This is a genomic window from Streptomyces sp. NPDC088733 (assembly GCF_044751185.1).
Taxonomy (GTDB): Bacteria; Actinomycetota; Actinomycetes; order Streptomycetales; family Streptomycetaceae; genus Actinacidiphila.
Map to the genome: position 1 here is coordinate 48,462 of NZ_JBIVLH010000033.1, position 13,753 is coordinate 62,214.

Here is a 13,753-nt window from a genome sequence, read left to right on the forward strand (position 1 = left end):
GCCGGTTCGGGCCTCACCGGCCGATGTGGACGAAGCCGGCCCAGGCCTCGGGCGAGCGCGCGTACCGGGTGCGCAGCGCACGGGTGACATGGCTGAGCGCGCGGCCGGTGTCGAGGGAGGCGACCGCACCCGGGGCGGGCGCCCGCAGCGCGGCGTAGAGCCGGCCGGCCAGCACGGCGGAAGCGGTGTCGGCGGCCTCCCAGAGGGCGCCGACGACCTGGGGGTATCCCGCGACCTGGAAGGCGGAGGCCAGGTGGACCGCCTCGTCGGGCAGCGGGCCGGAGTGGGCGGTGTGGCAGGCCAGGAGCACCGCGAGCTCGGCGTAGCGCAGCTCCTGCCGGGAGACGTCGCCGACGCTGAGCGTCCCGTCGTGCAGCGCGAGGTGGCTGGCGGAGGGGTCGGCCGCGTCGCTGACGCCGTGGCAGGCGAAGTGCACCCAGCGCGCGGTGCGCAGTGCCTCCAGCACCCGTCCGGGCGTCGCGGCCTCGCCCTGCAGGGCCCGTACGCCGCCCAGGGCGTCGGAGATCGCGGCGATCTCGTGACCGGAGGCGCCCGCCGAACCTCCCCGCCCGGTCGGCCGGCCGACCGCGAGCAGCCGGCCTCCCGTACGGCCCGAAGGGGCCCGGCGGGCGTGCAGCAGGGCGCGCAGCGTGGGGGTGTAGGAGGACGCGACGCGGTCGAGGACGCTGCGGCGCTCCGCGAGTTCGTGCTTGCGCTGCAACCCGGCCGCGTGCAGGGGCAGATACGCGAGCGGGCCGGAGGCGGACCACCACAGCCGCGGCAGGTCCGCCGCGGGCGCGTCCGGCGGCAGCGGCCGCGTGAGACCGAGCGCGCGCAGCACCGGCTCGGCGGTCGTGTGCCAGAGCCACGCGAGGGTGTCCAGGACGGTCTCGCGCGCGCGTTCCTGATCCTCGCGGGACGCGCCATGGCCCAGGTTCACCGCCGCCAGGAACTTCTGCGCGCGCAGCGCGAGCTGACCTTCCGTCATGTCACGGAGCGGTACGGCGCTGATCCGCTCCGGTGTGACGACGAGCGCGTCGCAGCGCAACCGGTCGACATTGACCACGACGACCGGGCCCTCGGCGGCGACGGCCCGCATCTCCTCCTCGGTCGGCGGCAGCAGGAAACGCTCGAAACCCGGGCGGGTGCGCACCCGCATGAGCAGTGCCTCCCACTCGGCCGCCGCGATGTGCCGTTCCAGGTATCCCGGGATCCCGGTGTCCGCCGCGTCGGCCGTGCCCGTCCCGTCGGGCGCCTCGGCCCGCCGCAGCCGCGCCGCCAGCGTGCGGAACTCGGCGGCCAGCGTCGGGTGCGCGGCGGCGAGGGCGCCGAGGTCGGCGCGGCCCTCCAGGTCCTGGTTCATCAGGACCGCACGGCCCTGTTCCAGCAGGGCGAGCCCCTGCGCGGGGCGCCCGGCGGCGATGGCCGCCGCGCAGCCCGTGCGGCTGAGGCTGGTGCCGGTCAGCGGGTCCGGGCGTCCCGCGGCGGCCGGGTCGGCGGCGCCGTCCGTGCCCAGGTGGGCGACCGGGTAGCGGCCGCCCAGCAGCGCCCGGTCGAGCAGGGTCCTGCGGTCGTCCCGGTCCAGCGCGCGCGAGGCCATCAGGGGCAGCACTTCCAGGGCGCGTTCCGCCGCGTCGGCGGCGTCGCCCCAGGCGTGGCGCTCCAGCGCGTCGCCCATCGCGATCCGCGCCGACTCGAAGCGCACCGCCGGCACTTCGCCGCCGAACACCTCCACGAGCCCGGCCTCCGCCGCCCGTGCCTGTTCGGTGTCGCCGCGCACGATCGCGTCGGTGAAGTCCGCCCACTGGCTGTAGGACGTCACCACGCCGCCCAGCAGGTCCCCCAGGCCCGGGGTCTCCCGGATCCGCCGGTCGGCCCGTGCGATCAGCCGCCGCGCCTCGGCGGCCTGGGCGGGATTCTGCGTCAGGCCCGCGAGGTTGGTCAGCGCGTTGGCGTACTCGACCTCGCCGGCGAGGCGGGCCGGGCCGTCCTCGGGCAGCAGGTCGAGCGCGGCGCGCAGGTCCTCGCAGCAGACGCGCAGCGCGGCCGCGTCCATCGAGATCAGGGCACGCAGGTGCTGCCAGGGCGCGGCGGCCAGGACGAGGTCGGTGTGGGCGCGGGACCCGTACGGCAGCTCGGCCAGGACGCGGTCCCCGAGGGCCGCGGCCTCGCCGATGACGGAGGGGTCCCGGTCCATCGTGTAGCGCAGGCCGATGGCGGCCATCAGCGCGCCCGCGGCCATGGCGCGTTCGGGGCTGCCGGGCGCCGCCTCGTCCACGACCCCCCGCAGCCTCCGCTCGGCGTCGGCGACGAAGGCCGGGTCGAGGGCCGTCCCGGCTCCTTGGCCTTTCGCCAGCGCCTCCGCCAGGGGCGCGAATTCGGGCGGCACGGGGAACGCGAAGGGCGGGTCCGCGGCCGGTCCGGGCTCGGGCCGGGCCTTGGGCGGGTCCGGCGGCGCGGTGTGCGGCGCGGGCTGTGGGCCGTCGGTGCGCGAGCCGGGCGGCGGTAGAGGCGTCCACACCTGTACCGGCGGCAGCGCGGGCGCCACCGGCATCGTCATCGGGAGGAACTTCGCCGCCATCGAGCCCACCGCGCGGGGGAACAGCCGGATCGCGGAGTGCAGTTGGCCCGTCCGGGCCGCCTTGTCCGCGACGTGCGGCAGCAGCGGGTGCCCCGGCGGCAGCCGCCGCAGGACCTCCCCGAGCATCCGCCCGGCCTCCTCTGCGTCGGCCGCGTCCCAGGCCACGACGGCGCGGCCGGCCAGCAGCGAGGCCATGTTGATCTCGTAGGCCGCATTGTCGTCCGGCAGGCCCTCGGCGCGGTAGGCCTCCAGATGCTCCATGGCCTCGTCGACGGTCGCCCGTTCCGGCGCCCACGGCAGGGCGCACATCAGGGCGACGGCCAGGGCCATGTGCACGGTCCGGACCTCGTGCCGGTCGCGCACACCGCCCGCGGCCGCCTGCCCCCGCATCGCGGACAGCGCCAGCCGCCCGCCCCGGACGGCGACGTCCACGGCGTCCCGGTCCCGGGGATGGACCCGCGCCCACGCGACGCCCGCCAGCACCGTAACCCGGCCCACGTCGGGGGCGTCCACATGCTCCGGCGGCGCCGCCTCGAACGCGGCACGGGCCCGCGGCCACAGCGCGGGCAACTCGTCGGTGGCGCCGCACTCGTACCGGATCAGCGCCGCGTGCGCGAGCCCGGCCAGCAGCCCCGGGCGGCTGAGGTCGTCCGCCGGCAGCGTCGCGAGCAGCGCGTCCACCCGCGGCTCGATCGGGTCCGCCGGAGCGAACGGCCGCTGCGCCGGACTGCCCGGAAAGCGGGCGGCGACCGACACGAGGTCGTCGGGCGCGCGGTGCTGGGCCTGCGCGGCAAGGTGGTGGCGCACCTCCGCGGCCGTCCGGAGGTCCCCGTACATCGCCAAGGTGCGCTGGGCCAGCTGCAGATGGAGCACCAGCCGTGCGCGCTGCGGGTGGTCCCGGGGCGCGGTGTCCAGCGCCAGGACGGTCAGCGCGAGCGCGGCGGCGGCCGCGGCCCGGCGCTCACCGCCCCAGGCTGCGCGCAGCAGTTCTCCGGCCGCCCGCAGCAGGCTGCCCGGGGTCGTCCCGGCACCGGCGACGATACGGTCGGTGCGCGGCGGCGCGGACACCCCGAAGCGCGTCAGCATCCGGTCCACCGCCGCGCGTGCGTCGCTCATGCACCGTCCCCCGTGTCCGCCGCATGTGCGTGGGCGTCACACACGTCCCCGGGACGATACCGCTCCGCGCATGCACGCGGTGACCGGTCGATCACGCCCGGGGTCGACTGCCGCCACGTGCACGGGCTTTGTTGCCGACGTGCGCCCGCTCCCTGGGGCGTGAGCCGTCGGCGCCCGTGCGTCGTCGGGGCTGTCCCGCCGGGATGTCAGCGGGTAGCACGTCGACGATCGGGTTCCGCGAGGTGCGTGGCCGGGCCGAGGTGCGGATGCCCCCGACGGGGTTGCCTCGCGTAGGGGGTGGGCTCCGGGACGTCGCCCGAGCCCTTCAAGGCGCCCTCGACCTGGGAGACCAGGGCCCCGATCATGCCGTGTGTGCTCGCGGGTTGGCCCGCCGGGACGCCGGCGGCGGCGTCACTGGGCGTGGCCCGGGAGGGAGGCCGAGGTGTCCCGGCCGGCCTTCGTGCGGCGTCCGGCGGCGGAACTCGGCGCGACGACGCCGGTGGTGGCGGTCCGGGTCGATCCGACGGGGACTCCGGGACCGGGGTCAGGTGGCTGTCGGTGCATTCGGGGGCCGCGTGGTGTGTGGTCAGGCGCGGGTGCGGGCGACCGCTGCTGGGCTGCCGCGGGGCAGGGCCGGTGTTGCCGACAGGCATCTGTGCCTTGGGCGGTGGGCAAGTCGCCGCCCGTGTGCTATCGGGCCTCGTGGGGTTGGGCGCGGGTACGGGCGACTGCCTTCGGGCCGCCCTGACGTGCGTTTGTTCCCTGGGGTGTGAACCGGTCGATGCTCGTGCCGCGTCGGGTGCCGTGGGGCTGGCTCGCCGGCGGAGCACGCCGACGGTCGGGCCCGGTGAGGCGCCTGCTCAGGCGTGGGTGCGGGTGACGGCCTCGCGGGCGATCGCCGCTGGTTTGCCGCGGGGCAGGGCCGGTGTTGCCGACAGGCATCTGCGCCTTGGGCCGTGGGCAAGTCGCCGCCCGTGTGTTGTCGGGCCTCGTGGGGTTGGGCTTGCCGGGATGCACGGGGAGGGCGTCGATGCCGGTGTCGGGCGGCCGGGGCCGCGTGGTGTGTGGGTCCGGCGCCGGTGCGGGCTACTGCGTTCGGGCCGCCCTGACGTGCGTTTGTTCCCTGGGGCGTGAGCCGGTCGATGCTCGTGCCGCGTCGGGTGCCGTGGGGCTGGCTCGCCGGCGGAGCACGCCGACGGTCGGGCCTGGTGAGGCGCCTGCTCTGGCGCGGGTGCGGGTGACGGCCTCGCGGGCGACTGCGTTCGGGCCGCCGCGCGCATAGGTCTCGCGTTGGCGGCGGGCGCCGGTGCCCTGGGTCGTGAGCCGGGCGCCGCCCGTGCCCTCTCGGGCCTCGTGGGGCTGGGATGCGTGGGGGAGTGTGTCGATGTCGGCGGCGCTGTCCGTGCCCAGGTGGGTGACTGCGGTCGGGCCGCCCAGTGTGCGGCGTTTGTGTTGCCCCGGGGCGTGAGCAAGTCGCCGCTCGTGGGCCTTGGCCGCCAGGGGGACGCCGTGAGGCGCCTGCTCAGGCGCGGGTGCGGGTGACGGCCTCGCGGACGACCGCGGTCGGGCCGCCGCGCGCGTAGGTCTCGCGTTGCCGGCGGGCGCCGGTGCCCTGGGTCGTGAGCCGGTCGACACCGGCGCGGACGGCGTACAGGTCGCCGGAGTCCTTCAGCGCGCCCTCGACGTGGGAGACCAGGGCCTCGACCACGTCGTGCGCGCCGGCGGGGCGGTGCGTGAGGGGGTGGAGCAGGGCGCCGTCGAGGCCCGAGCGGCTGGCCCGCCAGGACGCCAGGCGGAGCACGTCGAGGCCGGGGTCGGGGGCCGGGCGGCCGTCCGCCCATTCGCGGGCCGCGGTTTCCACCAGGCCCCGCACCAGCGCGGCCAGCACCACGGAGTCCTGGTAGTCCGCGCACACGTCGCAGATCCGGACCTCCACCGTCGGGAACTTCGCCGACAGCCGGACGTCGAAGTAGACCATGCCCTGGTCGAGCAGGATGCCGGTGGCCAGCAGCCGGGACACCGCCCGGTGGTACTCCTCGGCCGACCCGAAGCCCGCGGTCGGGCCGGCCGTCGGCCAGCGGCCGAAGACCTGGTAGCGGTAGCTGGAGTAGCCCGTGTCGGTGCCCTGCCACAGCGGCGAGTTCGCGCTCAGGGCCAGCAGCGGCGGCAGCCAGGGCCGGATGCGGTCGACGACCGCGACGCCTTCCTCGTCCGAGTCGACGCCCACGTGGACGTGGCAGCCGCAGGTCAGCGTCTCCTGGAGGGTGAGGCCGAAGCTCTGCGCCATCCTGCGGTAGCGCCCCTGCGGGGTCAGGCTCGGGGAGACCGGCAGGGGCGAGGTGCCGAGCGCGGCGATGTCCACGCCCTGGCCGGCGGCGAGCCGTGCCGCCCGGCGGCGCCACGTGCGCAGTTCGCCCCGCAGCTGGTCCAGCGTCACGCACGGTGACGTGTTGAGTTCGAGCTGCTGCTGCTGGAGTTCCACCACCAGTTCGCGGGCCCACGGCCCGCCCCCGTCCAGCACGGCGTCGGCGACGGCCCGCGGCTCTGCGGTCCGCGCGTCCACCAGGAGGAGTTCTTCCTCGACCCCGACGGTGCGTGCCACGAGTGACGGATACCCGCTGAGGGCGCCCGGTACCCGTGCCGGTGCTTCAGACCCCGTCCCCCCCGTTCGCCAGATGCCCCATGGCCCGCCGGCACAGGTCCGCCGAGGCCTCCCCGTCGGTGGACGTCACGCTGCAGAACAGCCGCCCGCCGAAGCCGATGACGATGACGAGCGGGGCACCGGACAGGCTCGTGTGCGCGGCGCCGTGCACCGCGTACAGCCGCAGCGGCCCGTACTCCTCGGGGATGGGCAGCCTGGCGTTGCTGACGGAGACGTCGAAGCGGGGCCCGCGCTCCTCGCCGCGGCGCAGCAGCGCGCCGATCGTGCGGTGCGGGACGGCGGAGGTCAGCCGGAACACGCGGACGAGGGGCCGCAGCGCGTCCGGGGTGAGCCGGGCGTGGATGTCGGTGCGGGCCTCCCTGGCCGCCGTCCACAGGTCGTCCCCGCCGTCCGCGGAGATCACGAAGCTGGCCGCGTACAGGCCGACCGCCTCGCCGGGCGGCGGGTCGAGCACCCGGCGCAGGTCCGCGGCCACCGCGATGCGGGCGGGGCGGCCCGGGGTCGCCGCCCGCGCGAAGGCGGCGCACAGCGCGGACTGCAGCGTCGTGCCCTCGGACCGGCACCGCTTGAGCAGCAGCGCGGTCTCCTCCCGGTCCAGTGTCCACGGGTGGAACACCAGCGGCCCGCCGCGCGGGCGCGGCACGGGCACGGGCCCGCCCAGCGCGCGGGCGGTCCTCAGCAGGTCGGCGGGCCTGGTCCGCGGGCCGGGGACGAGCTGGTCGGCGGGCGGGGCCAGGACGGGGTCGGTGCCGGCGACCGGGGCGGCGGCCAGCCGGGTGAGCAGGTCGCGCACGACCACGCCGGCGGAGACCGCGTCGGCGACGAGGTGGTGGAAGACGGCGACCAGGTCGAACGCCTCACCGGCGTCCACCAGCACGAAGCGCGCCAGCGGCCCGGTGGACGTGTCGAACGGGCGCTGGAGCTCCTCCTCCACCACGCGGGACCAGTCGCCGGGCCCCCCGTTCCCCGTGGCCCGCACCACACGCACCGGCGGGTCCTCCGCGCCCACGGTCGTCAGCCGTGCCTGCCACCACCCGGGGTCCGCCACGCGCACGCCGAGCAGCGGGTGCCGCTCCCGCGCGAAGGCGACGGCCTCGCGCACGCGCGCGGCGGTCGTCCGGCCGGTCACCCGGGCCACGGCGGCGATGTTGACCGGGAGGCGTTCGCCCGCCGCCCAGACGACGCGTTCGTACGGAGACAGCCGACGGCGCATGGCGGTCCCCCCTTCCTCGGGGTGTGCGTGCGGAGAACGGATCAGCCCGTCAGCGAGGCGCGCAGCCCCTCGGCGAGCGGTGTGGCGGGGCCGAAGGGCAGCGTGTCGCTCGGCGCGCAGGTCCAGGCGGGGTGGCGGGCCTCGGCCACCTTGTCGGGGTTGAGCATCGACGAGCGGCCGGCCAGGCGCGCGGCGGCCGCGGCCAGCGGCGCGGGGACGTGGACGACGCGCGGGGCGCGGCGGCGCAGTACGGCGGCGACGGCCGCGCCGATGTCGTCCCAGCGGTGCTCGGTGCCGTCGCAGACGTGGTGGGTGCCGGGGGCCGTCGCCGGGTCGGCCGCGGCGATCAGCGCGCGGCACAGGTCGTCGACGTGGATGAGGCAGTAGTGCCGCGGTCCGGGCCGGCCCACGGCCGGAAGCAGCCCGGTGCGCACCGCGCCCACCAGCCGGGGCAGGAACTCCCGGTCGCCGGGACCGTAGACGATGGGCGGCCGGACGGTGACGGCGGACACCCGGCCGGCCGCTTCGCGCAGCGCCAGTTCGCCGCCGAGCTTGCTGCGGCCGTACAGGGAGACGGGCGCGGGGGGTTGCTCGGCGCGGCGCCGCCGGCCGGGGCCGGACGCCGCCAGCGAGGAGCAGTAGACCAGCCGCGGTGGCACGGGGAGCGCGGCGACGGCGTCGCGCAGCCGCCGCGTGCCGTCGGTGTTGACGGCGGTGTAGGCGCGCGGGTCGGCCGACTTGGTGACCCCCGCGAGGTGGATGACCCGGTCGACGTCGCGCAGCGCGTCATCGAGCCCCTCGCCGGTGCGCAGGTCGCCGGGGGCGAGCCGGGCGCCCGGCACGCGGCGGCCGTCGCGCACCAGGGCGGTGATCTGCTCGCCGCGCTCGGCGAGATGGCGGACGAGGTGACCGCCGACGAAGCCGGTCGCGCCGGTGACCAGGTATCTCATCGGGGGCCGCCGTCGCGCACGTACAGCCGGTGGGTGCGGAAGTGGACGCCGCCCATGGCCTGCGCGTGCCGGTTGGAGCCGCGGTTGTCCTCCAGGATCCAGGACAGGTCGGTCTCGGTGTAGCCGAGCCGGTGCGCCGCGCGCTGCGCGTCCGCGAGCAGCACCGCCACCAGGCCGCGGCTGCGGTGCTCCTTGCGCACGCCCGAAGTCCCGCCGCGCACCCGGGTGATGCGGCCCATGCCGCGGGTGACGCGCAGCAGCCCCACCGGCAGCCCCCAGGTGGTGAGCCGGCCGCGTGCGGCGCGCAGTGCCTGGTTGACGTCGGGCAGCCACATCGTGAAGGCGGCGGGTTCGCCGTCCACCTCGGCGATCCGCACCAGTTCGGGGTTGAGCAGGGACTTCAGCCGGTCGGCCATGTGCCGGAACTCACGGTCCGTCAGCGGGACGGACGCGTAGTTCTCGGCCCAGGCCTCGTTGTAGATGTCCTTGATGACGGCCATCTCCTCGTCCCAGCGGCCCGGGTCCAGGGGCCGCACCCGGACCGCGGGGTCGGACAGGGTGCGCTCGGCGACCCGGCGGATGCCGGCCGGGGGCTCGCCGTCGGCCGGCATCGGCACCAGCCATGACAGCAGGTCCTTGGCCTTGCCGAAGCCGCACTCGGTCAGCAGCCGGTCGTAGTGGGGCGGGTTGTACGGGATGCCGATGCTGGGCGGCCCGTCGAAGCCGTCCACCAGCACTCCGCACTCGTCGTTCACGGAGAAGCTCAGCGGGCCGAGCATCCGGGTCAGTCCGCGCTCGCCCAGCCAGGCGGCGGCCGCGTCGAACAGCGCGGCGGCGGCCTCGGTGTCGTCGGCGCACTCGAAGAGGCCGAAGTGGCCGCAGGTGAAGTCGTGCCGTTCCTGGTAGCGCGGGTCGGAGATCACCGCGATCCTGCCGACGACGGTCCGGCCGCGCCGGGCGAGCAGCAGCCGGATCTCGGCGGTGTCGAAGGTGGGGTTGCGGCGCGGGTCGAGGAAGGCGCGCATCTCCCGCTCCAGGGGGGCGACCCAGTGCGGGTCGTCGCGGTGGAGCGCGTACGGCAGGCGGATGAAGGCGGTGGTGTCCGCCCGGCCGTCGACGGGGGAGACGCGCACGGGTGCGCCCGTGGCGGCGTGCGGGGCGGTGGCGGGGGCGGTCATCGGGTGGCCGCCTGACGGGGGAGCGCGGGCAGCAGCCCGACGCGGCGGCCGGCCGCCTCGAAGGCGTCGAGGATCCGGGCGAGGTGGCTGTCGGAGTGCGTGGCCTGCACGGTCACCCGGATGACGCAGCGTCCTTCCGGCACGGCGGGGGCGCCGACGGCGTTGGTGAACACGCCCTCGTCGAACAGGGCCTGCCACATCCGGGCGCAGTCGGCGGCGTCGCCGATCAGCACGGGCACGACGGGTGTGACGGAGTTCCCGGTGTCGTAGCCGAGGTCGCGCAGGCCCGCGCGGAGCCGGTCGGCGAGCGAGAGGACGCGCAGGCGGCGCCAGGGCTCGGCCTCGGCGATGTCGAACGCGGCCAGTCCCGCGGCCAGCGCGGAGGGCGGCATGGAGGCGGAGAACAGCACGGAGCGGGCGCTGTAGCGCAGGTAGTCGATGACGTGGGCGGGCCCGGCGAGGAAGCCGCCCGTGGAGCCGAAGCACTTCGACAGCGTCCCGGTGAACAGGTCCACCCGGTCCAGCAGCCCGTAGTGCTCGGCGACACCGCGGCCGCCGGTGCCGAGCAGCCCGATGTCGTGCGCGCCGTCGACGATCAGCCGGGCGCGGTGCCGTGCCGTGAGCGCGGTGAGTTCGGGCAGCCGGCACAGGTCGCCGTCCATGGAGAACATGCCGTCCGTGACGACGACCTTGCCCGCGGCCGGGTCGGCGGCGGTGGCCTGCTCCAGCAGGGTGTCCAGGTGCCCGGTGTCGGAGTGCGGGTACAGGACGCGGCGCGCGGCGCCCAGGCGGATGCCGTCGACGAGCGAGGCGTGGTTGGCCATGTCGCTGAAGACGATGTCGCCCTTGCCGAGGAGGGCGGCGACGGCGAGGTTGGCCTGGAAGCCGGTGGTGACGACGGCGGCCGCCTCGGTGCCGAGGAAGTCGGCGACGCGGCGCTCGAGTTCGCCGTGCAGCGGCAGGGTGCCGTTGAGGGTGCGGGCCCCGGAGCAGGAGGCGCCGTAGCGGGTCAGCGCCTGCGCGGCGGCCGCGGTGACCCGCGGGTCGGTGGACAGGCCCAGGTAGTCGTTGCAGCCGGCCATGACCACCGGGCGGCCCTCGACGAGGGCCTCGCCGTCGGCCGAGGCGTGCATCGGCCGGTAGAAGGGCCGGATGCCGGTCGTCTCCATGGCCCGGACGAACGTGGACGAGGACAGGTCCTTGTCGAACACGTCGGTGGCGTCCTGGATGTCGGTCACCTGTCTTCTCCCGGGCTGCCGGCGCCTTGGGGCCGGGGAGGAACGGGTCCTCCGGCCGGGGGCGTGAAGCGGCGGAGTTCTCTGCGCATCTGTTCTGACCTGCGCTCTCTTTCGTTGTCAGTGGGGGCGTCTACGCCTGGGAATCCCGGCCGTTCAGGGCGGGGAGGATGTCGACGGCTCGGTCTCCCTTGCCGAGTGGACGGGAAGGCGGGCGATGTCGGCCATGCTCGGTCCGCGATGGCGCTCGGGCGGCGCCGTGGCGCGCGCTCCCGGCAGCGCGCGGGCGAAGCACCGGGCGAAGGCGACCGCCTGAGTACGGGCCAGATGGGACCCGAGGCAGTAGTGCAGGCCGGTGCCGAAGGCGAGCAGCCGCCGCGGGGGCCGGTCGGGGTCGAAGGCGTGCGGGTCGGGGAAGTGCAGCGGATCGCGGTGGGCGGCGCCGATCAGGGCGTGGACGACCTGCCCGGCGGGCAGGTCGCGGCCCGCGAGTTCGGTGCCGGCCGCGGCGACGCGGGTCACGACGCGCCCGGGCGGGTCCCAGCGCAGGACCTCGTCGGTGAGCGGCTCGGCGAATCCGGGATCCTGGCGGATCCTTTCGGCAAGCAGCGGCCGGGTGGTCAGTGCCAGGGCCACCGAGGCCAGCAGGGCCGCCGTGGTCGGCACCCCCGCGGAGAACAGCGTGAGCAGCAGGTAGCGGGCCCCGTGCGGGTCCTCGGCCGCCCACCGCGACAGCAGGTCGCCGGCGGGGCGCCGGAGGCGTTCGGCCAGGACGCGGTCGTAGCAGGCGAGCAGTGCCACGGCGGCGGCATCGGCGCGCCGCACCACGCTGGGGGGCGCGGCCAGTTCCTCCACGCGCACCATGGCGGCGCTCTCGGCGGCCAGCCAGGCCCGGTCGACCTCGGGCGGCATCCCGGTCAGCCCCGCCAGCACGGCGGTGGGCAGCGGGCGGCACACCTCGGCGACCACGTCGGCGCTGCCGGTGTCCCGCACGGCCGCGGCGAACCGGCCGACGTACCGGGCGACGAGGGGTTCCACGAGGTGCTCCGCGGCCTCGCGCATGGCGCGCGGGGCCAGCGCGGTGTTCAGCGGGCGGCGGCGCGCGGTGTGTTCGGGCGGGTCCTGCTGCAGCGGCGTCTCGCACAGCCCCACCGTGCCGGGGCTGCTCCGCCAGCCCGGGCGGTGGGTGTCGCGCCAGCCGGCGCCGAGGGTGCGCCAGACCCGGTCGGCGAGCACCTGCCGGCAGTCCTCGTGCCCGGTGACCAGAAGGGCGCCCCAGGGGGTCGGCACGAGTGGGCCGGCCTCGGCCAACGCGTCGTAGGCGCAGGCGAGTTCGTCCGGGTCCACCGCCTTGCGCCACCGCCGTACGAGACCCGCCGCGGAGCGCGCGTCGAGGGCGGGGAGGGGCGGGGGCGGGGTCAGCTGGGTCATGGAGGGGGTGGGGACTCCGGCGTCGAGGGCTGGGCTGGGCGGGGCGCGCCGACGGGGGCACCGCGGAAGGCGGGGCGATGGGCACGTGCCCAGCAGAGTGCTCCGCCGGACGGGTCCGGAGCCAGTCGAGTCGCCACATTTCACCCACCCGTGAACGTAATTGGCGCCGGTGCGGGCCGTTCCGCTACGGTCGCCCGTTCACTTGCAACCCCCTCTGCGGTACTTCCACGCGGCCCACGTTTGTAGAACACGCACTGTTCACATTTTCATCACTTGTGAACGCCCCCGACGTCATGCACCCCCCATTGAATCTGCCGGGAACTACGCCCGTAGATGGCGTAATCGAGGGAGGGGCGCAGCAATGTCAACCGCAACGGCGGGAGCGGAGCCGGTCAGACCGGAGCCGGAGAGCGCACCGCCGCGCCCGAAGGACTCGGCCCGCGGGACCGGTGACCGCGTCTTCCGCTGGCAGCTGACCGCGGCCGGCACGACCGTGCTCGCGATCATGGCGGCGGTCGGTCTCTTCCTGCTGCTGAGGGCCGGGTCGGCGCTCAAGGCGACCGGCCTGTCGTTCCTCACGACGGCCGCCTGGCAGCCCGACGTCCACCACTTCGGCATCGCCGCGGTCCTCACCGGAACGCTGCTGATCGCCACCGTGGCCGTGGTCTTCTCCCTGCCCCTGGCCCTCGGCACCGCGCTGTTCATCTCCGATGTCGCGCCGCGCCGGATGCGCCGCACGCTGATCGCGATGGTCGACCTCATGGCCGCCGTGCCGTCCGTGGTCTACGGCCTGTGGGGCCTGTTCTTCCTGCAGGGCCACGTCATTGGCGTGTCGCGCTGGCTGTCGGACTGGTTCGGCTGGATCCCCTTCCTGCACGTGGACGGCACGCAGCCGGGCGAGCCGCTCGCCTCCAGCAGCGTCTACACCGCCTCGTCCTTCGTCGCGGGGCTCGTGGTCGCGCTGATGGTGGCGCCGATCCAGTGCTCCGTGATGCGCGAGGTCTTCGCCCAGGCCCCGGCGGGTGAACGGGAGGGCGCGTACGCGCTCGGCGCGACGCGCTGGGGCGTGATCCGCACCGTCGTCCTGCCGTACGGGCGGGGCGGCATCATCGGCGGCACCATGCTCGGACTCGGCCGGGCGCTCGGCGAGACCATCGCGGTCTACCTGATCATCTCGCCGGTCTTCACCATTCAGCCACACATTCTCCAGACCGGTGCCAACTCGGTCTCGTCGCTGATCGCACTCCACTACGGCGACGCCTCCGACTTCGGCATGTCCGCGCTGATGGCGGCCGGCCTGGCGCTGTTCCTGCTCACGCTGGTGGTCAACTTCACCGCCTCCTCCGTCGTGGCCCGTTCCCGTTCCGGCTCGCAGAGCGAGGCATGA

At 75.8% G+C, this 13,753-nt stretch carries 8 protein-coding genes; 1 reads left to right on the plus strand and 7 read right to left on the minus strand.

Annotation, left to right across the window (positions count from 1 at the left end; all coding sequences use genetic code 11):
- Positions 1-13: 13 nt before the first annotated feature.
- The 7 genes from ACIP64_RS37470 to ACIP64_RS37500 all read right to left on the minus strand — a co-directional run bounded on the left by ACIP64_RS37470 (position 14) and on the right by ACIP64_RS37500 (position 12,366).
- Positions 14-3,697 (minus strand): CHAT domain-containing protein, encoded by a 3,684-nt coding sequence (locus tag ACIP64_RS37470; protein ID WP_401596196.1) that lies wholly within the window; start codon positions 3,695-3,697, stop codon positions 14-16.
- Between the two features lie 1,522 nt (positions 3,698-5,219).
- On the minus strand, positions 5,220-6,299 hold the full coding sequence (locus ACIP64_RS37475) for a glutamate--cysteine ligase (protein WP_401596198.1): 1,080 nt from the start codon (positions 6,297-6,299) through the stop codon (positions 5,220-5,222).
- A gap of 46 nt (positions 6,300-6,345) precedes the next feature.
- On the minus strand, positions 6,346-7,572 hold the full coding sequence (locus tag ACIP64_RS37480; protein ID WP_401596201.1) for a condensation domain-containing protein: 1,227 nt from the start codon (positions 7,570-7,572) through the stop codon (positions 6,346-6,348).
- 41 nt (positions 7,573-7,613) lie between these two features.
- Positions 7,614-8,522: an NAD-dependent epimerase/dehydratase family protein gene (locus tag ACIP64_RS37485; protein WP_401596204.1), complete on the minus strand. Its 909-nt coding sequence runs from the start codon at positions 8,520-8,522 to the stop codon at positions 7,614-7,616.
- Entirely contained in the window at positions 8,519-9,700 is a 1,182-nt protein-coding gene (locus ACIP64_RS37490) for a GNAT family N-acetyltransferase (RefSeq protein ID WP_401596207.1), read from the minus strand. Before ACIP64_RS37490 ends, ACIP64_RS37485 begins: the two co-directional genes overlap by 4 nt.
- Positions 9,697-10,938 (minus strand): aminotransferase class I/II-fold pyridoxal phosphate-dependent enzyme, encoded by a 1,242-nt coding sequence (locus ACIP64_RS37495; protein ID WP_401596209.1) that lies wholly within the window; start codon positions 10,936-10,938, stop codon positions 9,697-9,699. The genes ACIP64_RS37490 and ACIP64_RS37495 overlap by 4 nt, the downstream gene beginning before the upstream one ends.
- A 153-nt stretch (positions 10,939-11,091) precedes the next feature.
- On the minus strand, positions 11,092-12,366 hold the full coding sequence (locus tag ACIP64_RS37500) for a cytochrome P450 (RefSeq protein ID WP_401596211.1): 1,275 nt from the start codon (positions 12,364-12,366) through the stop codon (positions 11,092-11,094).
- A gap of 361 nt (positions 12,367-12,727) precedes the next feature.
- Here ACIP64_RS37500 and pstC point away from each other — a divergent pair, with 361 nt between their 5' ends.
- Positions 12,728-13,753, plus strand: a complete 1,026-nt coding sequence (gene pstC / locus ACIP64_RS37505; protein WP_401596214.1) for a phosphate ABC transporter permease subunit PstC — start codon at positions 12,728-12,730, stop codon at positions 13,751-13,753.

Coding starts and splice junctions, on each gene's coding strand:
- ACIP64_RS37470 (WP_401596196.1), bottom strand. CDS start 3,697: ATGAGCGACGCACGCGCGGCGGTGGACCGGATGCTGACGCGCTTCGGG.
- ACIP64_RS37480 (WP_401596201.1), bottom strand. CDS start 7,572: ATGCGCCGTCGGCTGTCTCCGTACGAACGCGTCGTCTGGGCGGCGGGC.
- ACIP64_RS37485 (WP_401596204.1), bottom strand. CDS start 8,522: ATGAGATACCTGGTCACCGGCGCGACCGGCTTCGTCGGCGGTCACCTC.
- ACIP64_RS37490 (WP_401596207.1), bottom strand. CDS start 9,700: ATGACCGCCCCCGCCACCGCCCCGCACGCCGCCACGGGCGCACCCGTG.
- ACIP64_RS37500 (WP_401596211.1), bottom strand. CDS start 12,366: ATGACCCAGCTGACCCCGCCCCCGCCCCTCCCCGCCCTCGACGCGCGC.
- pstC (WP_401596214.1), top strand. CDS start 12,728: ATGTCAACCGCAACGGCGGGAGCGGAGCCGGTCAGACCGGAGCCGGAG.